At 50.1% G+C, this 22,872-nt stretch carries 22 protein-coding genes and 1 other annotated feature; all 22 genes read right to left on the reverse strand.

Translation table 11 applies throughout. The features are described from left to right. Positions 1-44 precede the first annotated feature (44 nt). On the reverse strand, positions 45-2,120 hold the full coding sequence (fusA, locus tag KVT34_RS27590; RefSeq protein WP_217562942.1) for an elongation factor G: 2,076 nt from the start codon (positions 2,118-2,120) through the stop codon (positions 45-47). Positions 2,121-2,155: 35 nt separating this feature from the next. Next, positions 2,156-2,626 carry a 30S ribosomal protein S7 gene (rpsG, locus tag KVT34_RS27595; RefSeq protein ID WP_016423665.1) on the reverse strand — a complete coding sequence of 157 codons (471 nt, stop codon included), beginning with the start codon at positions 2,624-2,626 and terminating at the stop codon, positions 2,156-2,158. A 42-nt stretch (positions 2,627-2,668) separates the two neighbouring features. Further along, positions 2,669-3,088 carry a 30S ribosomal protein S12 gene (gene rpsL, locus KVT34_RS27600; protein ID WP_042235505.1) on the reverse strand — a complete coding sequence of 140 codons (420 nt, stop codon included), beginning with the start codon at positions 3,086-3,088 and terminating at the stop codon, positions 2,669-2,671. Positions 3,089-3,246: 158 nt separating this feature from the next. Next, positions 3,247-3,498, reverse strand: coding sequence for a ribosomal L7Ae/L30e/S12e/Gadd45 family protein (locus tag KVT34_RS27605; protein WP_009674511.1), 252 nt, complete (start codon positions 3,496-3,498; stop codon positions 3,247-3,249). A gap of 158 nt (positions 3,499-3,656) precedes the next feature. Further along, entirely contained in the window at positions 3,657-7,277 is a 3,621-nt protein-coding gene (rpoC, locus tag KVT34_RS27610; RefSeq protein WP_217562943.1) for a DNA-directed RNA polymerase subunit beta', read from the reverse strand. 78 nt (positions 7,278-7,355) lie between these two features. Next, entirely contained in the window at positions 7,356-10,892 is a 3,537-nt protein-coding gene (gene rpoB / locus KVT34_RS27615; protein WP_217562944.1) for a DNA-directed RNA polymerase subunit beta, read from the reverse strand. A gap of 419 nt (positions 10,893-11,311) precedes the next feature. Continuing rightward, positions 11,312-11,911: a class I SAM-dependent methyltransferase gene (locus KVT34_RS27620; RefSeq protein WP_217562945.1), complete on the reverse strand. Its 600-nt coding sequence runs from the start codon at positions 11,909-11,911 to the stop codon at positions 11,312-11,314. Between the two features lie 150 nt (positions 11,912-12,061). Continuing rightward, on the reverse strand, positions 12,062-12,427 hold the full coding sequence (gene rplL / locus KVT34_RS27625; protein ID WP_009674515.1) for a 50S ribosomal protein L7/L12: 366 nt from the start codon (positions 12,425-12,427) through the stop codon (positions 12,062-12,064). Positions 12,428-12,472: 45 nt separating this feature from the next. Next, a complete protein-coding gene (gene rplJ, locus KVT34_RS27630; RefSeq protein WP_217562946.1) occupies positions 12,473-12,982 on the reverse strand; it encodes a 50S ribosomal protein L10 in 510 nt (169 codons plus the stop codon). A gap of 62 nt (positions 12,983-13,044) precedes the next feature. After that, positions 13,045-13,194 (reverse strand) — a sequence feature (ribosomal protein L10 leader region). Positions 13,195-13,253: 59 nt separating this feature from the next. Then, positions 13,254-13,946, reverse strand: a complete 693-nt coding sequence (gene rplA / locus KVT34_RS27635; RefSeq protein ID WP_217562947.1) for a 50S ribosomal protein L1 — start codon at positions 13,944-13,946, stop codon at positions 13,254-13,256. 77 nt (positions 13,947-14,023) lie between these two features. Then, positions 14,024-14,449 carry a 50S ribosomal protein L11 gene (gene rplK / locus KVT34_RS27640; RefSeq protein ID WP_009674499.1) on the reverse strand — a complete coding sequence of 142 codons (426 nt, stop codon included), beginning with the start codon at positions 14,447-14,449 and terminating at the stop codon, positions 14,024-14,026. A 179-nt stretch (positions 14,450-14,628) separates the two neighbouring features. Then, the gene (gene nusG, locus KVT34_RS27645; protein ID WP_009674510.1) at positions 14,629-15,162 is read right to left on the reverse strand and encodes a transcription termination/antitermination protein NusG; all 534 of its coding nucleotides are present in this window, start codon (positions 15,160-15,162) and stop codon (positions 14,629-14,631) included. Positions 15,163-15,184: 22 nt separating this feature from the next. Next, complete coding sequence (gene secE / locus KVT34_RS27650; RefSeq protein WP_009674493.1) at positions 15,185-15,397, reverse strand: preprotein translocase subunit SecE; 213 nt, start codon at positions 15,395-15,397, stop codon at positions 15,185-15,187. A gap of 18 nt (positions 15,398-15,415) precedes the next feature. Beyond that, positions 15,416-15,565, reverse strand: coding sequence for a 50S ribosomal protein L33 (rpmG, locus tag KVT34_RS27655; RefSeq protein ID WP_082211310.1), 150 nt, complete (start codon positions 15,563-15,565; stop codon positions 15,416-15,418). A 255-nt stretch (positions 15,566-15,820) separates the two neighbouring features. Continuing rightward, on the reverse strand, positions 15,821-16,465 hold the full coding sequence (gene sigH / locus KVT34_RS27660; RefSeq protein ID WP_009674492.1) for an RNA polymerase sporulation sigma factor SigH: 645 nt from the start codon (positions 16,463-16,465) through the stop codon (positions 15,821-15,823). Between the two features lie 129 nt (positions 16,466-16,594). Further along, positions 16,595-17,107 carry an NYN domain-containing protein gene (locus KVT34_RS27665; protein ID WP_217562948.1) on the reverse strand — a complete coding sequence of 171 codons (513 nt, stop codon included), beginning with the start codon at positions 17,105-17,107 and terminating at the stop codon, positions 16,595-16,597. A 6-nt stretch (positions 17,108-17,113) separates the two neighbouring features. Next, a complete protein-coding gene (gene rlmB / locus KVT34_RS27670) occupies positions 17,114-17,851 on the reverse strand; it encodes a 23S rRNA (guanosine(2251)-2'-O)-methyltransferase RlmB (RefSeq protein WP_042235487.1) in 738 nt (245 codons plus the stop codon). 26 nt (positions 17,852-17,877) lie between these two features. After that, entirely contained in the window at positions 17,878-18,471 is a 594-nt protein-coding gene (locus KVT34_RS27675; protein WP_309244140.1) for a Mini-ribonuclease 3, read from the reverse strand. Further along, positions 18,456-19,853 carry a cysteine--tRNA ligase gene (gene cysS, locus KVT34_RS27680; RefSeq protein WP_217562949.1) on the reverse strand — a complete coding sequence of 466 codons (1,398 nt, stop codon included), beginning with the start codon at positions 19,851-19,853 and terminating at the stop codon, positions 18,456-18,458. Before cysS ends, KVT34_RS27675 begins: the two co-directional genes overlap by 16 nt. After that, positions 19,834-20,505: a serine O-acetyltransferase gene (gene cysE / locus KVT34_RS27685; protein WP_009674501.1), complete on the reverse strand. Its 672-nt coding sequence runs from the start codon at positions 20,503-20,505 to the stop codon at positions 19,834-19,836. The genes cysS and cysE overlap by 20 nt, the downstream gene beginning before the upstream one ends. A 371-nt stretch (positions 20,506-20,876) precedes the next feature. Beyond that, positions 20,877-22,331 (reverse strand): glutamate--tRNA ligase, encoded by a 1,455-nt coding sequence (gene gltX / locus KVT34_RS27690; protein WP_217562950.1) that lies wholly within the window; start codon positions 22,329-22,331, stop codon positions 20,877-20,879. 51 nt (positions 22,332-22,382) lie between these two features. After that, positions 22,383-22,868 (reverse strand): 2-C-methyl-D-erythritol 2,4-cyclodiphosphate synthase, encoded by a 486-nt coding sequence (gene ispF, locus KVT34_RS27695; protein WP_217562951.1) that lies wholly within the window; start codon positions 22,866-22,868, stop codon positions 22,383-22,385. Positions 22,869-22,872 lie beyond the last annotated feature (4 nt).

The following is a 22,872-nucleotide window of genomic DNA, read 5'->3' on the forward strand; positions in this document are numbered from 1 at the left end:
TTAAACAATTCCTCCTCGGGATAAAGTTTAAGCTTAATTTTATATTAAGCGCCTTTGTTTTTTGCAATGATTTCTTCTGCAATAGTTCTAGGCACTTCTTCATAATGCGAGATTTCCATGGAGTAAACACCGCGACCTTGCGTTCTGGAACGAAGTGTCGTGGAGTAACCGAACATTTCGGAGAGAGGCACCTTAGCACGGATGATTTGCGCACCCGAACGGTTATCCATACCCTCAATGCGTCCGCGGCGGGAGTTCAGGTCGCCCATTACGTCGCCCATGTACTCTTCCGGAACCGTTACTTCTACTTTCATGATCGGCTCAAGCAGGGCCGGGTTACATTTGTCCTTAGCTGCTTTAAGAGCCATGGAACCAGCGATTTTAAACGCCATCTCATTGGAGTCAACATCATGGTAAGAACCGTCAACGACAGTTGCTTTGATGTCCACAACAGGGAATCCGGCGATTACACCGTTCTTCATGGATTCTTCAATACCAGCTTGGATCGGAGCAATGTATTCTCTAGGAATAGCACCACCGACGATTTTGCTTTCGAACACGAAGCCTGTTCCAGGTTCCAGCGGTTCGAACTCAACCCAACAATGTCCGTATTGACCACGGCCACCGGATTGACGAACGAATTTACCTTCAACCTTGGCACCGGACTTGAACGTTTCGCGGTAAGCAACCTGCGGTTTACCTACGTTGGTGTCCACTTTGAACTCGCGACGCATACGGTCAACGATGATTTCCAAGTGAAGCTCGCCCATACCCGCGAGGATCGTTTGACCGGTTTCCTCGTTAGTGCTGGCACGCAGTGTAGGATCTTCCTCGGTAAGCTTGGAAAGCGCTACGCCCATTTTGTCCTGGTCGGCTTTCGTTTTAGGCTCAACTGCGATTTCGATAACCGGTTCAGGGAAGTTCATGGACTCCAGGATAACCGCGTTTTTCTCGTCACAGAGGGTGTCGCCTGTACCTGTATCTTTCAAACCTACGGCTGCCGCGATATCCCCTGCGTAAACTTCGGAGATCTCTTGACGGCTGTTAGCGTGCATTTGAAGAATACGGCCAACGCGCTCACGCTTGCCTTTGGTAGCATTCAGAACATAGGAACCGGACTGCAGAACGCCGGAGTAAACACGGAAGAACGTGAGTTTACCAACGTAAGGGTCGGTCATGATTTTGAATGCAAGCGCAGCAAAAGGTTCCGTATCGGAAGATTTGCGAGTCGTTTCGGTACCATCTTCAAGAATACCTTGAATGTCAGGTACGTCGACCGGAGCCGGCAAATAGTCGATAACAGCGTCAAGCATAGGCTGAACCCCTTTGTTACGGTAAGAAGAACCACAGATAACCGGGAAGATTTGAACGGATACCACGCCTTTGCGGAGAGCAGCTTTCAGCTCAGCAACCGTAATTTCCTCGCCTTCCAAGTATTTCATTGTAAGCTCTTCATCAAGCTCGGCAACTTTCTCAACAAGCTCCAAACGAAGTTCAGCGACTTTATCTTTGTACTCCGCTGGAATCTCGATGTCTTCTACTTCTTTACCAAGGTCATCCTTGTAAAGAATAGCTTTCTCTTCGATGATGTCGATGATGCCGACAAAGTCGTTCTCAGCACCGATCGGAAGCTGAATAGCTACCGCATTGGCACCCAACTTGTCACGCATCGAATCAACTACTCCCAAGAAGTCAGCGCCGATGATGTCCATTTTGTTTACGTAAGCAATACGAGGAACGCTGTATTTGTCAGCCTGTCTCCAAACGGTTTCAGACTGAGGCTCTACGCCTTCCTTCGCACTGAATACACCAACTGCTCCATCCAATACACGCAGGGAACGTTCAACTTCTACTGTGAAGTCAACGTGTCCCGGGGTATCAATGATATTGATGCGGTGATTTTTCCATGCAGCAGTGGTAGCGGCGGAAGTAATCGTAATTCCGCGCTCCTGTTCCTGCTCCATCCAGTCCATCGTAGCTGCACCTTCGTGCACCTCACCGATTTTGTGGGTACGGCCTGTGTAGTACAGGATCCGTTCGGTTGTAGTCGTTTTACCCGCATCAATATGCGCCATGATCCCGATATTACGCGTATCTTTTAAGGAGAACTCTCTTGCCATGGTTTTGTCTCCTTCCTAATTCGAGGATCAGAATCCTACCAACGGTAGTGAGCAAACGCTTTGTTCGCTTCTGCCATTTTGTGTACATCTTCACGTTTCTTAACGGAAGAACCGGTGTTGTTGCTAGCGTCGATGATTTCGAAAGCCAGTCTCTCTTCCATGGTTTTCTCACCACGAAGACGAGAGTAGTTTACGAGCCAACGCAGACCAAGAGTCGTACGACGCTCAGGTTTAACTTCGATCGGAACTTGGTAGTTAGCACCGCCGACACGGCGAGATTTAACTTCCAGCACCGGCATGATGTTCTTGATGGCTTGTTCGAAAACTTCCATCGGCTCCTTACCGGTACGCTCTTGAACGAGTTCAAATGCGTTGTATAGAATCGATTGTGCTACCCCTCTTTTACCGTCGATCATGATGCGGTTAATCAAGCGAGTAACCAATTTGCTATTGTAAATCGGATCTGGCAATACGTCTCTGCGTGTTACTGGACCTTTACGAGGCATAGTGATCCCCCTTTCCCCAAAAAATAAATGCTCGAAAAATTATTACTTCTTAACTTTAGGACGCTTCGTACCGTATTTGGAACGAGCTTGCATACGGTTGTTAACACCGGACGTATCCAGTGCACCGCGAACGATGTGGTAACGTACCCCCGGAAGGTCTTTAACCCTTCCGCCGCGAATCAGAACAACACTGTGCTCTTGCAGGTTGTGTCCGATACCCGGAATGTATGCAGTAACCTCTACACGGTTCGTCAAACGCACACGTGCGTATTTACGAAGTGCGGAGTTCGGTTTCTTAGGAGTCATTGTACCTACACGAGTACAAACACCACGTTTTTGTGGAGCGCTGATTTCCGTGGACTCTCTTTTCAGGGCGTTAAAACCTCTTTGGAGAGCTGGGGATTTCGATTTAACGACTTTAGCTTGACGTCCTTTACGAACTAGCTGGTTAATTGTTGGCATGCCGCCACCTCCTCTCTAGCATTTCTTACTTCCTTTATTGCAAGCCCACAGATCCAGGCGAGTCGTAAAAAAGCAAAGGAAAGTTTTTGTTTTTAGACTCAGCAAAAATAAGTTGGTTATTCTCACATGAAATCTAGAAACAAAAACACTCGACCTTACTATTTATCGACGATCGCAGCCACAGCGGCCCCCACTTCAATTCCACATGCTTTTCCAAGCAGTTTCATAGAATCTACGTAAGTAACCTCTACTCCTGACTTGCTGCAGAGATTAACAATCTTAGTAGTCAATCGCGGATCTGCATCTTTGGCAACAATAACTTCTAATGCCTGACCAAGCTCGACGCTTTTCGTTGCTTGCTTTGTGCCGACACTTAACTTCGAAGCCTGTTTTACTTTGTCATATGTCATAATCCCATATCCTCCAAAGAACAGGAAAGAATATTAATTTAGGCACACTACGATATATTAGCATCTCGGCAAGGTAGTGTCAAGAATATTGCCCGTCTCCTTTGATTTTTTTTACAAAGCCTCGGGAGACGGGCATTTTATTGCCGAATCAGTTCCGTTTATTCAACGGATACCGCTTCTTTTTCTGTATTTTCTTCTTCAGACGGTTCCTGGTTCGGATCTACGACCCGAATGTTCCGGTAACGGGTCATACCCGTACCTGCAGGAATCAGCTTACCGATGATAACATTCTCTTTGAGACCGAGCAACTGATCGACTTTGCCTTTAATCGCGGCATCCGTCAATACGCGAGTCGTCTCCTGGAACGATGCCGCGGAGAGGAAGGAATCCGTCTCCAGCGACGCTTTCGTAATCCCGAGAAGGATCGGTTTAGCTACTGCCGGTTCTTTATCCGCAAACAAAGCTACTTTGTTTGCTTCTTCGTATTCGTGCATATCTACGAAAGAACCTGGCAGAAGCGTCGTGTCACCGGCGTCAACGATACGAATCTTGCGAAGCATCTGACGAATCATAACTTCAACGTGCTTATCGTTAATTTCTACACCCTGGTTCCGGTAAACGCGTTGAACCTCTTGAAGGATGTAGTTTTGAACGCCGCGGATACCTTTGATACGAAGCATTTCCTTCGGATCGATCGAACCTTCGGTCAGCTCATCCCCGGCTTCGATCGTCTGTCCGACAATCGCTCTTACACGGGAACCGTATGGTACCGCATATACACGGGACTCGGCTTCGCCCTGAACTTCAATTTCACGGCGATCCTTGGCTTCGCGGATCTCTTTAACAAGTCCGTCGATTTCGGAGATAATCGCTTGACCTTTCGGATTCCGGGCTTCGAAAAGTTCCTGAATACGCGGAAGACCTTGCGTGATATCGTCTCCGGCTACGCCCCCGGTATGGAACGTACGCATGGTAAGCTGCGTTCCCGGCTCACCGATGGATTGAGCCGCGATAATACCGACAGCTTCCCCGATTTCAACGTGCTGGCCAGTCGCCAAGTTACGTCCGTAACACTTCTTGCAGACCCCGTGACGGGAACGGCAGCTGAGAACGGAACGAATTTGAAGACGTTCAATATTCGCATCAATAATCGCATTCGCAATGTTGGCTTCAATCAGCTCATTGCGGTTTACGATAACTTCGCCCGTCTCCGGGTGACGAATCGTTTCAAACGCATAGCGGCCTTCAATACGGTCAAATAGGTCTTCGATGACCTCTTTACCGTCTTGAATTTTGCTGACGATAAATCCTTTATCCGTTCCGCAATCGTCTTCACGGACGATAACGTCTTGGGCTACGTCAACGAGACGTCGAGTCAGGTAACCCGAATCCGCTGTACGAAGGGCCGTATCGGCAAGACCTTTACGGGCACCGTGCGTGGAAATAAAGTATTCCAAGACGGTAAGGCCTTCACGGAAGTTCGATTTAATCGGCAACTCGATGATTTTACCGGACGGGTTGGCCATCAGACCACGCATACCGCCCAGCTGGGTGATTTGCGATTTGTTACCCCGTGCTTTGGATTCAACCATCATGTTGATGGAGTTGTATTTGTCGAGGGATCTCATCAGGATATCCGTGATTTCATCCTTCGTTTTGCTCCAGATCGCGATAACACGGTCATAACGCTCGTCGTCGGTAATAAGACCGCGGCGGTATTGGTTCGTTACCGTGCGTACCTTCTCTTCGGAATCTTCAAGGATCTTCTTCTTCTCGTTAGGTACCACGACATCCGCCACGGCAACCGTAATACCGGCTTTAGTGGAGTATGTGAAGCCGAGTTCTTTGATCTTGTCGAGAATGACCGAAGTTCTGGTCGTATGGTAATTACGGAAGCACTCGGCAATAATCGAACCGAGGTAGTCTTTACCGACCGCTTTCGCTTCCGGCAGCTCTTCCATTCTGGCACGGATGTTGGAGCCTTTTTCAAACACGAAATAGTCGTCGGACGGGCCGTTAAGCAGATTCGCTTTAGTCGCATCGTTGATATACGGGAAGTCATCCGGGAAAATTTCGTTAAAGATAATTTTACCGATGGTCGTAATCAGATAAGCGTTCTGTTGGGCTTCCGTAAAGTTCTTCTTATTCAAAACCTTAGCTGGGATAGCTACGCGGGCATGCAGCTCGGCAGTCCCGTTCTGATAAGCGGAAACGGCTTCGTTAACGGAACGGAAAATCAAGTTCGCTCCGCGGCCATGCTTGTTGTCCGTAGTCAGATAGAAGCTTCCCAGAACCATATCCTGCGATGGAGTTACGACCGGCTTGCCGTCTTTCGGGTTAAGAATGTTGCCTGCCGCAAGCATGAGAAGGCGTGCTTCAGCCTGCGCTTCAGCGGAAAGCGGCACGTGAACGGCCATTTGGTCACCGTCGAAGTCGGCGTTATAGGCCGTACATACGAGCGGATGCAGCTTGATGGCGCGCCCTTCGACCAGAATCGGTTCGAACGCCTGGATACCCAATCTATGCAGTGTGGGGGCACGGTTCAGAAGAACCGGGTGCTCCTTAATGACTTCTTCAAGGACATCCCAAACTTCGGGGCTAACGCGCTCTACTTTGCGTTTCGCGCTTTTGATGTTATGGGCAAGACCTTTGTTTACGAGCTCTTTCATAACGAAAGGCTTGAATAGCTCCAATGCCATCTCTTTAGGCAGACCGCACTGGTACATTTTAAGGCTAGGACCTACAACGATAACGGAACGGCCGGAGTAGTCGACACGTTTGCCGAGCAAGTTCTGACGGAAACGGCCCTGCTTACCTTTCAGCATATGGCTGAGAGATTTAAGCGGACGGTTACCGGGACCCGTTACCGGACGACCGCGGCGGCCGTTATCGATCAAAGCGTCAACGGCTTCTTGAAGCATACGCTTCTCGTTCTGAACGATAATGTCCGGAGCGCCCAGGTCGAGAAGACGCTTCAGGCGGTTGTTACGGTTAATAACGCGACGATACAGATCGTTAAGATCGGAAGTCGCAAAACGTCCGCCGTCCAGCTGAACCATCGGGCGAAGTTCTGGAGGAATAACCGGCAGCACATCAAGAACCATCCAGTCCGGACGGTTTTTCGAATTACGGAAAGCTTCCATAACTTCCAGACGCTTGATCGCCCGGTTGCGGCGTTGGCCTTGAGCGGTTTTGAGTTCTTCTTTCAAGGACTCCACATCTTTGTCGATGTCGATATCCTGCAGAAGTTTCTTAACCGCCTCGGCGCCCATACCCGCTTGGAAAGCATAACCGTATTTCTCGCGGTAGCTGCGGTATTCTTTTTCGGAAAGAAGCTGCTTCTTCTCAAGAGGCGTGTCTCCAGGGTCCGTTACTACATAGGATGCAAAGTAGATAATCTCTTCAAGGGAACGAGGAGACATATCCAAAGCAAGACCCATGCGGCTAGGAATACCTTTGAAATACCAGATGTGGGATACGGGAGCGGCAAGCTCAATGTGTCCCATACGTTCGCGGCGAACTTTCTGACGTGTTACTTCAACGCCGCAACGGTCACAAACGACCCCTTTGTAACGCACACGCTTGTATTTACCGCAGTGACACTCCCAGTCTTTCGTCGGTCCGAAAATCTTCTCGCAGAACAAACCTTCTTTCTCCGGTTTCAAGGTTCTGTAGTTGATGGTTTCCGGTTTTTTAACTTCCCCACGGGACCACGAACGGATCTTCTCAGGTGAGGCCAATCCAATTTTCATAAATTCGAAGTTGTTTACGTCCAACAAGGAGCAACCCTCCTTAGAATGTGCTAGTTATGGGAAGGAGGCGGACTGCTATGTCCGCCTTTCCTCTATCAGTTGCAGCTATTCGACTCCAATTTCTGCCCCTTCAAGGTTCAGATTAAGCTTGTCACTGGTCGTATCTTCCTCATCATCGAGTTCTTTCATCTCGATCTCCTCTTCGTCGCCGGACAGGATTTTAACGTCCATTCCCAAGCTTTGAAGCTCCTTGATCAATACTTTAAACGACTCCGGAACACCCGGCTCCGGCACGTTCTCGCCTTTGACGATGGATTCGTACGTTTTAACACGACCGACCACGTCATCGGACTTCACGGTCAGGATTTCCTGCAGCGTGTAAGCCGCGCCGTAGGCCTCCAGGGCCCATACTTCCATCTCCCCGAAACGCTGTCCGCCGAACTGGGCTTTACCGCCCAGAGGCTGCTGTGTAACGAGAGAGTACGGACCTGTGGAGCGGGCATGGATTTTATCATCGACCATGTGCGCCAGTTTAATCATGTACATGACGCCAACGGTAACTTCGCGTTCAAAAGCGTCGCCTGTGCGGCCGTCATAAAGCTTCGTTTTACCGTTGCGCTGCATGCCGGCTTCTTCCATCGTATCGAACACGTCGTACTCGCGCGCTCCGTCGAATACCGGCGTGGCCACGTGGATACCGAGCGCTCTGGACGCCATACCCAAGTGAACCTCCAGTACTTGACCGATGTTCATACGCGAAGGTACGCCCAGCGGGTTCAGCACGACTTCTACAGGCGTTCCGTCCGGCATGAACGGCATATCTTCCTCAGGGAGGATACGCGCGATAACCCCTTTGTTACCGTGACGTCCGGCCATTTTATCACCCTCGGAGATTTTACGCTTCTGGGCAATGTAGACACGAACGAGCTGGTTAACGCCCGGAGGCAGTTCGTCGCCGTTCTCGCGTGTAAATACCTTCACGTCTACGACGATTCCGTCGGTTCCGTGAGGAACACGCAGGGAGGTATCTCTCACTTCACGCGCCTTCTCACCGAAGATCGCATGCAGGAGACGCTCTTCTGCCGTCAGTTCCGTTACGCCTTTCGGCGTTACTTTACCGACGAGAATGTCGCCCGCGCCGATTTCGGCACCGACGCGGATAATTCCGCGCTCGTCGAGGTTCTTCAGAGCATCTTCGCCGACATTCGGAATGTCGCGAGTGATCTCTTCCGGACCGAGCTTCGTATCCCGGGCTTCGGACTCGTATTCTTCGATGTGAATGGATGTGTACACATCTTCTTTTACAAGTCTTTCGCTCAGAAGGATCGCATCCTCATAGTTGTAACCTTCCCATGTCATAAAGGCAACGACTACGTTACGGCCCAGAGCCAATTCACCCTGTTCCGTCGAAGGACCGTCGGCAAGGATGTCGCCCGCTTTAACAAGCTGACCCTTTTGAACGATCGGACGCTGGTTGATACACGTACCTTGGTTGGAACGCATAAATTTGTGAAGCTTATGCTTGATAAGATTGCCGTTAACCAATTTACCGTCCACCAGTTCCTGGCGGCGCAGCCAAATTTCATTGCCGGCAACTTTTTCAATAATTCCGTCATGTTTGGCAACAATACAAACACCGGAGTCTTTAGCGGACTTATGTTCCATTCCCGTACCGACGAGCGGCGCCTTAGGAATAAGGAGCGGAACGGCTTGACGCTGCATGTTGGATCCCATGAGGGCACGGTTGGAGTCATCGTTTTCCAAAAACGGAATCAACGCTGTCGCAACCGATACGACCTGCTTAGGAGATACATCCATGTAGTCGACGCGTTCTTTAGGCAGGGTCAAGATATCATCTTTATAACGAACGATAACACTGTCATTAACGAATGTTCCTTCTTCCGTAAGTTCAGCATTCGCTTGTGCGACGACGTAGTTATCCTCTTCATCCGCTGTCATATACACGATTTCATCCGTAACCACACCGGTTTTCGGATCGACGTGACGATAAGGAGCTTCGATAAATCCGTATTCGTTGATCCGCGCGAAGGTGGACAAGGAGTTGATCAACCCGATGTTCGGACCCTCCGGCGTTTCAATCGGACACATCCGGCCGTAGTGGGAGTGATGGACGTCACGGACTTCAAAGCCCGCGCGTTCACGCGTCAAACCACCGGGACCGAGTGCGGACAAACGACGTTTGTGTGTCAGTTCAGCCAACGGATTCGTCTGGTCCATAAATTGCGACAGTTGGGAGCTTCCGAAGAACTCTTTAATCGCGGCAATCACCGGACGTATGTTGATCAGAGCCTGTGGCGTAATAACGTTCGCATCCTGAATGGACATACGCTCGCGAACGACACGTTCCATACGGGACAAACCGATACGGAACTGGTTCTGAAGCAGTTCACCAACCGAACGGAGACGACGGTTACCGAGATGATCGATATCATCCGTGTTTCCGATTCCGTGCAGAAGGTTTATAAAGTAGTTAATGGACGAAATGATATCGGCCGGTGTAATGTTCTTAACGGACTTGTCAATGACAGCGTTAGAAATTACCTTAACTACTTTCCCGTCTTCGATCGGGGAGTATACATCGATAGTTTGAACCGGAATGATCTCTTCTCCGGCAACCCCGTTAGGAACGGAGTAATCCTTAAAGCCAATCTTCTTCTCCAGGAAAGGCAGCACTTCGTCAAGCAGACGACGGTCAAGCAGTTGACCGGCTTCAGCAACGATTTCGCCCGTTTCCGGATCCGCGAGAGTTTCGGCAAGCCGTTGGTTGAACAAACGGTTCTTGATATGAAGCTTTTTGTTGATTTTGTACCGGCCCACGTTGGCGAGGTCATAACGCTTCGGATCGAAGAAACGCGCTACAAGCAAGCTTCTTGCGTTATCCAATGTCGGAGGCTCGCCAGGACGAAGACGCTCGTAAATTTCAATCAGCGCTTTATCCGTTGAATCGGTGTTGTCTTTGTCGAGTGTGTTGCGTATATATTCATTGTCGCCAAGAAGATCAAGAATCTCGGCATCGGTTCCGAATCCAAGTGCGCGCAGAAGAACGGTAACCGGAATTTTACGTGTGCGGTCGATTCTCACATAAATGATATCTTTCGCATCCGTCTCTAATTCCAGCCAGGCTCCCCGGTTAGGAATAACCGTAGCCGTGTAAGTCTTTTTACCGTTCTTATCCACTTTAGTGCTATAATAGACGCTAGGAGAACGAACGAGCTGGGAGACAATTACACGTTCAGCACCGTTAATAATAAAGGTTCCGGTTTCGGTCATGATCGGGAAATCGCCCATGAACACTTCCTGTTCCTTTACTTCTCCGGTTTCCTTATTGATCAGACGTACCTTCACCCGAAGCGGTGCAGCGTAGGTTACGTCCCGCTCTTTGGATTCGTCCACGGAATACTTAGGCTCTCCTAAGCTGTAGTCAATAAACTCAAGCACTAGATTCCCCGTAAAATCCTGAATCGGTGAGATATCTAAAAACATCTCCCGCAATCCTTCATCCAAAAACCATTCGTATGATTTTTGCTGAATTTCAATCAGGTTGGGGATGTCCAGCACCTCATTAATTCGAGCATAAGTCCTGCGTTTGCGTCGTCCAAATTGAACAAGATGTCCCGCCAACTTCATTCACCCCTTAAGTCTACTCAGTTCATAAAAATAAATAAGAAAAACTTCTATCGACGTACACTTCAGGCGGCGCCGTCTTGTATGTTGGCACCCCCTTAAGGAAGGGCGTCTAAGCCGGGCGCACGCTAAGGTTGGACATCTCCGATCTTGTCAGAGAGCCCGTCCGAAGAAGCGACTGCAATGGATGGAGGTTTTTCTTGTTGATCCGCATCGTTATGACTAGTACTACTATTTTGTTAGAATTTCCTAAAATTTCAACATTATACTCAACGTTTGAAATTTTATTCATTTCTCTCCAAAAAAAATGCTTGACATTTTCTTTAACGAAAGACATCAAGCCCATCTTAATACTGACATTTTTTAATGATACCATATCAAGATTGTCAAGTCAAACTTTTTTCTCAAACACTTGACTATTTCTTAAAGGCCCGTAATATACGGTAGCCTTTGTCTTTTGTAACCTCTTCAGCCTCTCCGAAAAGCTCTTCCATCTTAACTAATGCCGATGGCGACCCTTGTTTCTTCTGGATAACCACCCACAAAGCCCCTCCGGGATTCAGGCATTCGTAAGCCTCTTCAAAAATAGCATGCACGGTTTGTTTGCCTGCCCGTATAGGTGGATTCGTCAGTACGACGTCAAACTTTTCCGCCTTTACCGCCTCCAGCTTATCGCTTTGAAGAACGGAAACATTCCGGATCCCGTTGCGTTCCGCGTTTTGCCGCGATAGTTCTACAGCCCGTTCGTTGATATCTACCATCGTCACATGACCGGCCGGATATTTAAAAGCCGCACTCAGTCCGATCGGTCCATATCCGCAGCCCACATCCAAAACACGAGCCTTAGCCGGCAGTGCTATAGTTTCAATTAACAGACGGCTGCCAAAATCAACCTCGTTTTTGGAAAAAACGCCGGCGTCCGTCATCAACCGGAGCTTGCGATCCCCCACTTGAAACTCTATTTCCCGCACATCGTGTTTCACTGTCGGTTTTTGCGTGTAATAGTGATCCGTCATCGCCTGCGCTCCTTTGTATTCAAGTCGCTATTCCTACCCTAGAATACCCGGAATTATGGAGCTCTACATAAACTGCATGCAAAAAGCTCTATAAATTCAAAAGAAACCTCTTGAAGCCGGGCTTCAAGAGGTTTCTCGTGTAAAGCAAAATTATTTCACTTCGATGGAAGCGCCAGCTTCTTCGAGTTTTGCTTTTACTGCTTCTGCTTCTTCTTTGCCTACTTTTTCTTTGATAGGCTTCGGTGCGTTGTCAACCAGGTCTTTTGCTTCTTTCAGACCAAGACCAGTGATTTCGCGAACGACTTTGATAACGTTGATTTTGGAAGCACCAGCGTTGTTCAGGATTACGTCGAACTCGGATTGCTCAGCAGCTTCAGCACCGCCAGCAGCGCCGCCCATTACTGCAACTGGAGCTGCAGCAGTGACGCCAAATTCTTCTTCAATTGCTTTAACCAGATCGTTCAGTTCAAGAACTGTCATGCCTTTAATGGCTTCCAAGATTTGCTCGTTACTCATGGTTAAACCTCCATTATATTCATTCGAATTATTTTTGGGTAAAAATTAAGCTTCCGCTCCGCTTTCTTGCTTTTCAGCCACAGCTTTAACCGCAAGAGCGAAGTTGCGTACAGGTGCTTGAAGCACGCTGAGGAGCATGGAGAGAAGACCTTCGCGGGAAGGCAGATCTGCCAGTGCTTTGATTTGAGTTACATCCACAACTTTACCTTCAACAACGCCCGCTTTAATGCTCAGGCTTTCGTTTTTCTTAGCAAAGTTGTTAAGGATTTTCGCTGCAGCGACAACGTCGTCTTTGCTGAACGCGATAGCAGTCGGACCTGTCAGATGTGCATCCAGTTCCGTCAGCTCAGCGTTAGCAGTTGCACGTCTTACCATCGAGTTCTTAAGAACTTGGAATTCTACGCCTGCTTCACGTAGTTGCTTACGAAGTTCCGTTACTTGCGCAACGTTAAGACCACGATAGTCGGTTACGATTGTGCAGGAGCTTGCACGTAGTTTGTCCGACAAGTCGGATACGATCTGCTCTTTTTCTGCTAAAATCTTTGCGTTTGCCATAGGTACACCTCACTTCTTGTCAATCTGGTTTTCACCGAATCTATTACAAGCATTTCCGCAGCCTAAGCATAAGAAATGCCTTCGTAGACTCTACGAAGGCATGACACTTCCGGTATAACCCGAACTTATATCATAACACCTCGGCAGGACATTAAGCTGTTTGGGAAGTTCCCATCGGCACCTGCTGTCTACGGTCTATATATTCGTTTGTTAAACTAACGACTTCAGTTATATTATCACGTTCGACATAAGATGTCAACCGTAGAATAACTTATCTGAAGGATTGAAGGTTCACGCGAACGCTCGGGCCCATTGTGGAGGAAATTGCAACGCTTTTCAGGTATACACCTTTAGCAGCGGCAGGTTTCGCTCTGAGCAGTGCGTCGATCAGCGCTTTGAAGTTCTCGGAGAGCTTGTCAGCGTCGAAAGATACTTTGCCGAGTGGAGCATGAATTTGTCCTGCTTTATCCAGGCGGTATTCGATTTTACCAGCTTTGATCTCTTGAACAGCTTTGGTAACGTCGAAAGTTACGGTACCTGCTTTAGGGTTAGGCATAAGGCCTTTACCACCGAGCAGACGTCCGAGCTTACCGACTTCACTCATCATGTCAGGAGTAGCTACGCAAACATCGAATTCGAACCAACCTTGCTGGATTTTGTTGATCATATCCTGATCGCCTACAAAATCAGCGCCGGCTGCTTCTGCTTCTTTAGCTTTGTCGCCTTTCGCGAATACGAGGACGCGCTTAGTTCTACCAGTACCGTGCGGAAGTACAACTACGCCGCGGACAGCCTGGTCCTGTTTTCTTGGGTCAACGCCAAGACGAACAGCAATATCAACTGTTTCATCAAATTTCGCCGGAGCTGTTTTCTTAACAAGCTCAATCGCTTCAGCCGGCTCATAAAGTGCATCGGCAGTAACCTGCTTAGCCACTTCGTTATATTTCTTACCGTGTTTAGCCATTTGTATTCCTCCTCTGTGGTCGTAACGGATTGCCCTCCCACTGTTTTGCGGCTTCCGGGGGAAGCCTACGAATCGAATTAGTCTTCGATCGTGATGCCCATGCTGCGAGCAGTACCTTCAACCATAAGCATTGCAGCCTCTACGGTTGCAGCGTTAAGGTCAGGCATTTTCGTTTCAGCGATTTCGCGAACTTTCGCACGCTTAACCGTTGCAACTTTCTTCTTGTTCGGTTCGCCGGAACCTTTTTCGACGCCAGCTGCGATACGAAGAAGTACGGCTGCCGGAGGCGTTTTCGTTTCGAATGTGAACGAACGGTCCTCGAATACAGTGATAACAACCGGAATGATCAGACCCGCTTGATCAGCAGTCTTAGCATTGAACTCCTTACAGAAAGCCATGATGTTCACGCCAGCTTGACCCAGAGCAGGACCGATTGGCGGAGCAGGATTCGCTTTCCCTGCAGGAACCTGCAGTTTCACCATTTTAATTACCTTTTTTGCCATGTGTGATGACACCTCCTTGCACGTAGTGTGGTTCGACGGGATCATTTCCCTCCCACCAGCAAAAGCCCATCCGCGAAAGAAACAGATCTGGCTAAGCTTTTCTTAAGGAACCAGCCAGAATCAGCAACCTGATTCCGCAAGAGAAACTTCCTCAATAGAGGGATTTGAATCGACGCAGTCTACAGTTTCTCCACTTGATGGAACTCAAGCTCCAGCGGAGTCTCTCGACCAAACATGTTGACATGAACCTTGAGCTTGCTCTTGTCTGCAATAATTTCTTCGACAGTGCCGACGAAATTCGCAAAAGGACCTACCTTCACGCGAACCGTTTCCTTCAGATCGAAATCGATCTTCGGTTTCGGTTCTTCCATTCCCATATGCTTCAGAATAGATTCGACTTCTTCCGGAAGCAGCGGAGTCGGTTTAGAGCCGGAACCCGTCGAGCCTACAAAGCCGGTTACGCCGGGAGTGTTGCGAACAACATACCAGGAATCGTCGGTTTGAATCATCTCTACGAGCACGTATCCGGGGTAAACTTTACGCATGACGGTTTTCTTCTTGCCGTCTTTGTTTACCAACTCTTCCTCCATGGGTACGAGTACGCGGAAGATCTTGTCCGCCATATCCATAGATTCAACGCGCTTCTCCAAATTGGCTTTGACTTTGTTCTCGTAACCTGAATAGGTATGAACGACATACCATCTTTTTTCCATATTTGCCACCTAGTTCCTGAATTTATTTGAAGACAAGCCGCAGCAACTCAGAGATCCCCAGGTCGAGCAAGAAAAAATAGACAGTCACGAAAGCCACCGTCACAAGGGTAACGGTCGTATAGCTGATCATTTCCTTGCGTGTTGGCCACTTGACCTTCTTCAGTTCGCTCCAGCTTTCACCAAAAAACGAGAACGAGGAGCCGAAACCCTGCTTCATTTTAGCTAAGAAAGCCACGCACTACACCTCCACAGACTATCTGGTTTCGCGATGAGCGGTATGTTCATTGCAATATTTGCAGAATTTCTTGAACTCCATACGGTCTGGATGGTTACGCTTGTTCTTGTTGGAAGTATAGTTCCGTTGCTTGCAGTTCGTGCAAGCTAGCGTCATAACAACTCGCATGTGTTACACCTCCCGTATCAAGATATACCCTTTTTTGCGCACAAAAAAAAAGCGATAGGGCTACCTGCAATACTTTAACATAACCGGTATGGGGTGTCAAGGATAACATCCTGCCCCGCGCATAGCAAAAAACCCTTTCTCGACCCGGGTTCTCTTCTCATTATCGACCAGCCGACATTCCCTTAAACGTACGTTAATTCCTTTATCATCCGGCGACAAAAATAAAAACACCCATTCACCGAAAGGGTGCCTCATCTATAAATCGCGTACTTCCAAGTAACGTTCCAGCTTGCGTTTGACCCGCTGCAGCGCGTTGTCGATCGACTTCACGTGGCGGTCCAGGTCTACCGCAATTTCCTGATAAGATCTTCCATCCAAATAGAGCATAAGCACACGGCGTTCCAGATCGCTCAGAATCTCGCCCATCTTGTCTTCGAGTCCGCTGAATTCTTCCTGATTGATAATCAGTTCTTCAGGGTCCGTAACCTTAGAGCCGCAAATAACGTCCAGCAGCGTACGGTCCGAATCCTCGTCGTAGATCGGCTTGTCCAGCGAAACGTAAGAGTTAAGCGGGATATGCTTCTGGCGGGTCGCCGTTTTAATAGCCGTTATGATCTGCCGCGTAATGCACAACTCTGCAAACGCTTTGAATGACGATAGCTTGTCTCCACGGAAATCACGAATCGATTTATATAAACCGATCATGCCTTCTTGCACGATATCTTCGCGGTCAGCGCCGATGAGAAAATACGAACGGGCTTTAGCGCGTACAAAATTGCGATACTTGTTAATCAGATACTCCAGCGCGTCGCTGTTGCCGCAATGGACAGCGTCGACGATATCTTCGTCAGTCTTGAGATCGTAATCAGTCATTCTAAGCTCTTTGAGGTCGACACTCACCAACAATCCCTCCGGCCTGCAAAACTACCAAGTTTGCTAAAAAGGATAGGATAAGTATACATTATGTAATCTTACATCGTCAATGCAAACGGACATTCTTTTTCCAGACTTTTTCAGAAGTGTCTGATGTTACTTCCCCCGCCGCCATTTCTCGAAGATCTCCCGCATTTCCTCATTCAGCTTACTGTCAAAGGTGTTTCGGCCGCTTTCAGCCTCTTCCCGAATACGTTTTCGGACCTCCGTGCGGCTCTGTTTAATTTTGACGAAAAGTTCGGAAGCCGGGAGACGGAGCGCGCCTTTGCCGAAAATCACATGCTGCTCGGTCATATCGGAGGTCGCCACGTAGATCTGACGGCGCCGGCCCGTCAGCTCGGTAACGAGACGCTCGATCAGTTCGTCGGCCGTTTCCTTCTCTTTCGTATACAGAACGCTGAGTCTGCTCTGCACGTATGTTTTGCCCAGTCCCGGGACCTGGTACGCGTCAAAAACCAGATAAACCTTTATGCCGGAAAAAGACTGGTATTCCGCCAATATGGTGATGAGCCTGTCCCTCGCCTCTTCCAGACTGCGGTCGCGCAGCTGCTTCAGCTCGGGCCAAGCCCCGATAATATTGTAGCCGTCCACAATCAGGAATTCTTTCATACGAGGTTATCCCGTAGTACGTTGTCTGACTACCTCGTACATCAGTACTCCCGCGGCTACGGACGCATTGAGCGAATTCACGCGTCCATGCATCGGCAGCTTCACAAGAAAATCGCACGACTCCTTGATCAGGCGACCGACTCCGCGACCTTCGTTGCCGATGACCAGAGCCAGCGGCATTTTAAAATTGCTGCGGTATACGTCGTCGGCCGCAGTCACGTCCGTGCCCGCTACCCAGACACCGCGTTCTTTCAGATCGCCGATAGTCTGGGAAATATTCGTCACGCGGGCTACGGGCACATACTCCACCGCTCCCGCCGATGTCTTCGAGACGGTAGCGGTCAAGCCGACGGAGCGCCGCTTAGGGATGATGACGCCGTGCACGCCGGTGCAGTCCGCTGTACGGAGAATGGATCCGAGATTATGCGGATCTTCGATTTCGTCGAGGATCAGAATGAACGGATCCTCTCCTTTGCGCTCGGCGCGCGCCAGGATGTCATCCACACTGGCGTAATCGTATGCCGCCACCTGGGCAACGACGCCTTGGTGCTGCAAATCCGGAGCAAGCTGATCGAGCTTGCGCTTGTCGGCTGTCTGCACGATGACGCCAAGCTTCTTGGCTTCCGCGGCAACGGGCTGGGCCAGCTGCTTCTGGGCGGACTCGCTCAGCCATATTTTATGAATGGTGCGGCCGGAGCGCAGCGCTTCGAGCACCGAGTGTTTACCGCCGATGTATTCTTCCATGGTCGTGCCTCCTATAATGATTCTGTTTAAAGTTTATGTGCATCGGACGGCGCTTCCGGATCTGCTCCGGCTGCCTCCGGCTCTCCGGAAACGTCGGCTTCAACTCTTCCGGTGCCGATATCCTTACCGCCAGGTTGATTGGAAGCGGGACCCCCTTCGGATTCCGGAGCTGCGAGAACCGTAATTTTCTCCGGCGCCAGTGAGGCTTCCATGATATAGTTCAGGCGTTCGTACGCCTGCTTATAGTACAAATAACCGATCAGAGATTCGAATGCGGTGCTGTGCCGGTATTCCAGCACATCCGCATTTTTGGCCGTCGAGCCGGATTTGGCGTTGCGCCCGCGCTTGACGATGTCCGTTTCTTCCTCCGTAAGAAGAGGCAGCAGCGCCTGCAGAGCCTTCGACTGCGCTTTGGCCGAAACGTAGCGCGTAGCGGTGCGGTGCAGGTGGTTGGGACGCTGGCTGGGCATGGAGATGACGTACTGACGGATAAACATTTCATAGACGGCATCTCCTACGTAAGCAAGGACCAGCGGATTAAGCAGTTCCGGCTTCTGGGAAGGCGGGTACCGGAACAGCTGCGCATTCAGCGTATCGGTAAGGCTCATTTCCGGCGCCAACGGATACCCTGCGGTGTATCTTCGAGGTAGATCCCCTTCTCGGTAAGCAGGTCGCGGATTTCATCGGCGCGCGCCCAGTTTTTCGCCCGTCTCGCTTCGTTGCGCTCTTCAATCAGTCCCTCGATTTCTTCGTCCAGCAGCTCATCCTCTTCTTTTGCCAGAATGCCGAGTACGGAATCGAAATTGCGGAAGCGTCCCATAATCAGTCTGAGTGTGGCCGCGGATACCCGCTCCTGCTGCAGCACACGATTAGCCTCCGTGACAAGATCGAAAACGGCGGTAATCGCATCCGGAGTATTAAAATCGTCGTCCATTTTCGAAATAAACTGGGCTTCGATTTCTTTCACGCGCGCCTCAACCTGATCGTCCAGCGCATCTTCCTGAGCGATGCCGAGACGGTGCTTCAGGTTGGTCACACAATTCTGGATACGGTCCAATCCGTTGCCGGCTTGCGTTAACCCGTCTTCGCTGAAATTAAGCGGATTCCGGTAATGGGAGGACAGCATGAAAAAGCGCAGCGTCTCTGGTTTGATCTTTTTGGCAATCTCTCTGATCAATACCCCGTTGCCGAGGGATTTGGACATTTTTTCGTTATCGATATTGAGGAATTCGTTGTGGAGCCAGTATTTCGCCATCGGCTTGCCCGTAATGGCTTCCGTCTGGGCAATCTCGCACTCATGATGCGGGAACGTGAGGTCTACGCCGCCGCCGTGAATGTCGATCGACTCTCCCAGGTACTTATGCACCAGAGCGGAGCATTCGATATGCCAGCCGGGACGACCGTTGCCCCACGGACTGGACCAGAACACCTCGCCCGGTTTTGCCGCTTTCCAAAGGACGAAATCCTGCGGATTTTCCTTGCGCTCATCCACTTCGATACGGATTCCGTACTGAAGCTCATCCAGATTCTGATGAGACAGTTTTCCGTATTCTTTGAAACGGGAAGTCCGGTAATAGACGTCTCCGCCATTCTCGTAAGCGAAGCCCTGCTGCACCAGCGAATTAATGAAGGTGATGATGATTTCCATGTTGTCCGTTACCCGCGGATGAATCGTGGCCGGCTCGATCCGGAGGGTTTTCATATCTTCCATATAGGCGGCGATAAAACGGTCGGCCAGCTCCTGCACGGTCTCCCCTGTTTCTTCCGCTTTGCGGATCAGCTTATCGTCCACGTCCGTAAAGTTCACCACGTAGGTCACTTCGTAACCGACATAGGTTAAATAGCGGCGTACGACATCGAAGAAAATCGCCGGGCGTCCGTTGCCGATATGAATATAGTTATATACGGTCGGGCCGCACACATACATTTTCACCTTGCCCGGTTCAAGAGGTTTAAATTCTTCTTTTTCTCTTGTCATCGTATTAAACATTCTGAGTGTCATGCTCCCTAACGCCTCCATTCTTGATCTTCTCTTCTTCTAATTGTTCCCTTAATTCGTCGATTTGCACCTGTAAAGTGCGGCAAAGATCAAGTACCGGATCGGGCACGTTGCCGTGATCCAGCCGGTTAACCCGGATTCCGTCCCTTTTCACAATCTTTCCGGGAATGCCCACTACCGTAGAGTTCGCGGGAACTTCCTTAAGCACGACCGCATTCGCGCCGATCATCGCATTGTCTCCCACTTTAAAAGAGCCCAGGATCTTGGCCCCGGAGGAGATAACCACCTTACTGCCGATCGTCGGGTGCCGCTTGCCTTTCTCTTTTCCCGTTCCGCCGAGAGTGACTCCCTGATAAAGAATAACGTCATTGCCGATTTCACACGTTTCGCCAATCACTACCCCCATCCCGTGATCAATAAACAGCCTTTCGCCGATTGTGGCTCCCGGGTGGATTTCGATGCCCGTCATAAAGCGGCTGAACTGCGAAATGATACGTGCCGCCGCAAAAAGTTTGCGGGTATACAACCAGTGAGCAATCCGGTGCGCCCAAATGGCATGGAGCCCGGAATAAGTAAATACAACCTCGAACCAGCTTCGGGCGGCAGGATCATTGTCGAAGACGGCTTTTATATCAGAACGTATGGTTTTCCACAAGGTTCATCACCTTCTATTCGTTTCTGGGATGTTTAGCTCCTACCAACTGCTCCCGGCAAAATTAAAAAGCCTCCGCAGCCGTAAGGCTGCAGAGGCGTATAATCGCGGTTCCACTCTGCTTGGTGACTGTGAAGTCTCCCAACTCTGCGTTGTTAACGGGTACGACCCGGCTGAACCTACAGAGGCGTAAGCCATCATTCGGCGCAGCAGCTCACAGGTGCATTTCCTCATAAAGGGATCGGATAACTTTCAGCCCAGCGTATTACCGCTCGGTTATCCTCTCTGGAGATTCCGTGTTATGGGTACTCTCCTGTTCGGCGCTGTTCATAAACGTATAAAGTTGGTATCAGTATAGCTCAAAAGAGACAGCTTTACAATAAGGCGCGAAGCCGTTCCTGCACTTTTTCGCGGCCCAGCAGATGGATGGTCATGTTCAGGTCTCTTCCGTGCATCTGTCCCGTCAAAGCTACGCGGATGGACATAAAGAGCTGTTTGCCTTTATAGCCGGTTTCCGCCTGCACCGCTTTAAGCAGCTTCTGCACATTTTCCGGCGCCAGACTATCGGCCGCTTCCACCTGTTTCAAGAAGCTTTGCACCACGACCGGCACATGCTCTTCGGCAAGCAGTGCGGCCGCTTCATCGTCGAAAGCCAGCTTTTCGCGGAAAAACAGCTCGGCGAGATCTACGATCTCCGCAGCGTAACGAAGCTGTTCCTGGTACAAACCGACGAGTTCGGTCGCCCAGCGCTGTTGGTCTTCGGAGAGTTCCGCCGGTATAAGCCCCGCTTTTTGAAGATGAGGAACAGCCAGTCCGGCGATTTTTTCGAGCGGTGCCTGTTTGATGTAATGATTGTTCATCCAGTTAAGCTTGTCCATATCGAAGACGGCCGGGCTTTTGGAAACACGGTCCAGATCGAACTGTTCCACAAGCTCCTCCAGTGTGAACATCTCCACTTCGCCTCCGGGAGACCAGCCCAGCAAAGCGATGAAATTCACGACCGCTTCCGGCAGATAACCCAATTCGCTGTATTGTTGTACGAATTGAATGATGGACTCGTCACGCTTGCTCATTTTTTTACGGTCCGGGTTGAGGATCAGCGAAAGATGCGCAAAATCCGGGACCGGCAGGCCGAGCGCCTCATACAGCATGATCTGGCGCGGTGTATTCGTCAGATGCTCCTCGCCCCGGATGACGAGGGAGATTTTCATGAGGTGATCGTCCAGTACAACGGCAAAGTTGTAGGTCGGAATTCCATCGGGACGGACGATAATAAAGTCGCCGATTCCGTTCGTTTCGAATTCGACTTCTTCACGTACTTTATCTTTAAATGCGATAATCTTATCCTTCGGTACGTGGAACCGAACAGAAGGTTTACGCCCTTCCGCTTCGAACCCCGCCTTCTGCTCGGCGGTCAGGTGGCGGCATCTTCCCGAATACTGCGGAGTTTCTCCGCGCGCTTCCTGCTCTTCCCGTTCGCGCTCGAGCTCCTGCTCGGTGCAGTAGCAGGGATACGCGTTCCGCTCGCTCAGCAGCTGATCGATAAACGGCTGGTACAAACCCAGACGTTCCATCTGGCGGTAAGGAGCGTACGGCCCGCCGATATCGACGGATTCGTCCCAATTCAGCCCAAGCCAGCTTAAGCCGTCCAGCTGATTCTGTACACCGGACTCGACATGGCGGGTCTGGTCTGTATCTTCGAAGCGGACCACGAATTGGCCGCCGTTTTTACGGGCAAGCAAATAATCGAATAAAGCGGTACGGGCTCCACCGATATGAAGATGTCCGGTCGGACTCGGTGCGTAACGTACGCGGAGTGGGGTACTCATGGTATTAGCCTCTCTTCCGTTTTCCCTTGCGGGATCCTTTGAAATAATAATTTATGATAGCACACCTTTTATCAAACAAACAACCGACTGCGCCGCGATTCCTTCGCCTCTTCCGGTAAAGCCGAGCTGCTCCGTAGTGGTCGCTTTTACGTTCACCTGCTCCAGTTCCGCATCCAGCGCCCGGGCAATAATTTCCGCCATTTGCGGAATATACGGGGCCATTTTGGGCTTCTGTGCGATGATGGTGGAATCCACGTTGCCGAGCCGGTACCCGCGTTCTTTGGCCAGGGACCAGACCCGCTTTAACAGCACCAGGCTGTCCGCATCCTTGAATTCGGCAGCCGTATCCGGGAAATGCTTGCCGATATCGCCCAGACCCAGCGCCCCCAGTATGGCGTCGGTAATCGCGTGAAGCAGCACATCCGCATCCGAGTGCCCGAGCAGTCCCTTTTCATACGGAATCGTAACGCCTCCGATAATACACGGGCGGCCCTCCGCTAACTGATGCACATCAAACCCTTGTCCTACTCGAATCATCCGT

Origin of the sequence: Paenibacillus sp. GbtcB18 (genome assembly GCF_019091125.1) — a bacterium.
Classification (GTDB): Bacteria; Bacillota; Bacilli; order Paenibacillales; family NBRC-103111; genus Paenibacillus_F; species Paenibacillus_F chitinolyticus.

What these genes read in the sequence shown, in the direction of transcription:
- KVT34_RS27665 (WP_217562948.1), bottom strand. Translation starts at nt 17,107, where the DNA reads ATGAAAGAATTCCTGATTGTGGACGGCTACAATATTATCGGGGCTTGG.
- rplK (WP_009674499.1), bottom strand. Translation starts at nt 14,449, where the DNA reads ATGGCAAAAAAGGTAATTAAAATGGTGAAACTGCAGGTTCCTGCAGGG.
- fusA (WP_217562942.1), bottom strand. Translation starts at nt 2,120, where the DNA reads ATGGCAAGAGAGTTCTCCTTAAAAGATACGCGTAATATCGGGATCATG.
- rpmG (WP_082211310.1), bottom strand. Translation starts at nt 15,565, where the DNA reads ATGCGAGTTGTTATGACGCTAGCTTGCACGAACTGCAAGCAACGGAAC.
- rpsG (WP_016423665.1), bottom strand. Translation starts at nt 2,626, where the DNA reads ATGCCTCGTAAAGGTCCAGTAACACGCAGAGACGTATTGCCAGATCCG.
- ispF (WP_217562951.1), bottom strand. Translation starts at nt 22,868, where the DNA reads ATGATTCGAGTAGGACAAGGGTTTGATGTGCATCAGTTAGCGGAGGGC.
- rplL (WP_009674515.1), bottom strand. Translation starts at nt 12,427, where the DNA reads ATGAGTAACGAGCAAATCTTGGAAGCCATTAAAGGCATGACAGTTCTT.
- rplA (WP_217562947.1), bottom strand. Translation starts at nt 13,946, where the DNA reads ATGGCTAAACACGGTAAGAAATATAACGAAGTGGCTAAGCAGGTTACT.
- gltX (WP_217562950.1), bottom strand. Translation starts at nt 22,331, where the DNA reads ATGAGTACCCCACTCCGCGTACGTTACGCACCGAGTCCGACCGGACAT.
- cysS (WP_217562949.1), bottom strand. Translation starts at nt 19,853, where the DNA reads ATGACACTCAGAATGTTTAATACGATGACAAGAGAAAAAGAAGAATTT.
- KVT34_RS27620 (WP_217562945.1), bottom strand. Translation starts at nt 11,911, where the DNA reads ATGACGGATCACTATTACACGCAAAAACCGACAGTGAAACACGATGTG.
- rpsL (WP_042235505.1), bottom strand. Translation starts at nt 3,088, where the DNA reads ATGCCAACAATTAACCAGCTAGTTCGTAAAGGACGTCAAGCTAAAGTC.
- KVT34_RS27605 (WP_009674511.1), bottom strand. Translation starts at nt 3,498, where the DNA reads ATGACATATGACAAAGTAAAACAGGCTTCGAAGTTAAGTGTCGGCACA.
- rlmB (WP_042235487.1), bottom strand. Translation starts at nt 17,851, where the DNA reads ATGGAAGAATACATCGGCGGTAAACACTCGGTGCTCGAAGCGCTGCGC.
- nusG (WP_009674510.1), bottom strand. Translation starts at nt 15,162, where the DNA reads ATGGAAAAAAGATGGTATGTCGTTCATACCTATTCAGGTTACGAGAAC.
- rplJ (WP_217562946.1), bottom strand. Translation starts at nt 12,982, where the DNA reads ATGGCAAACGCAAAGATTTTAGCAGAAAAAGAGCAGATCGTATCCGAC.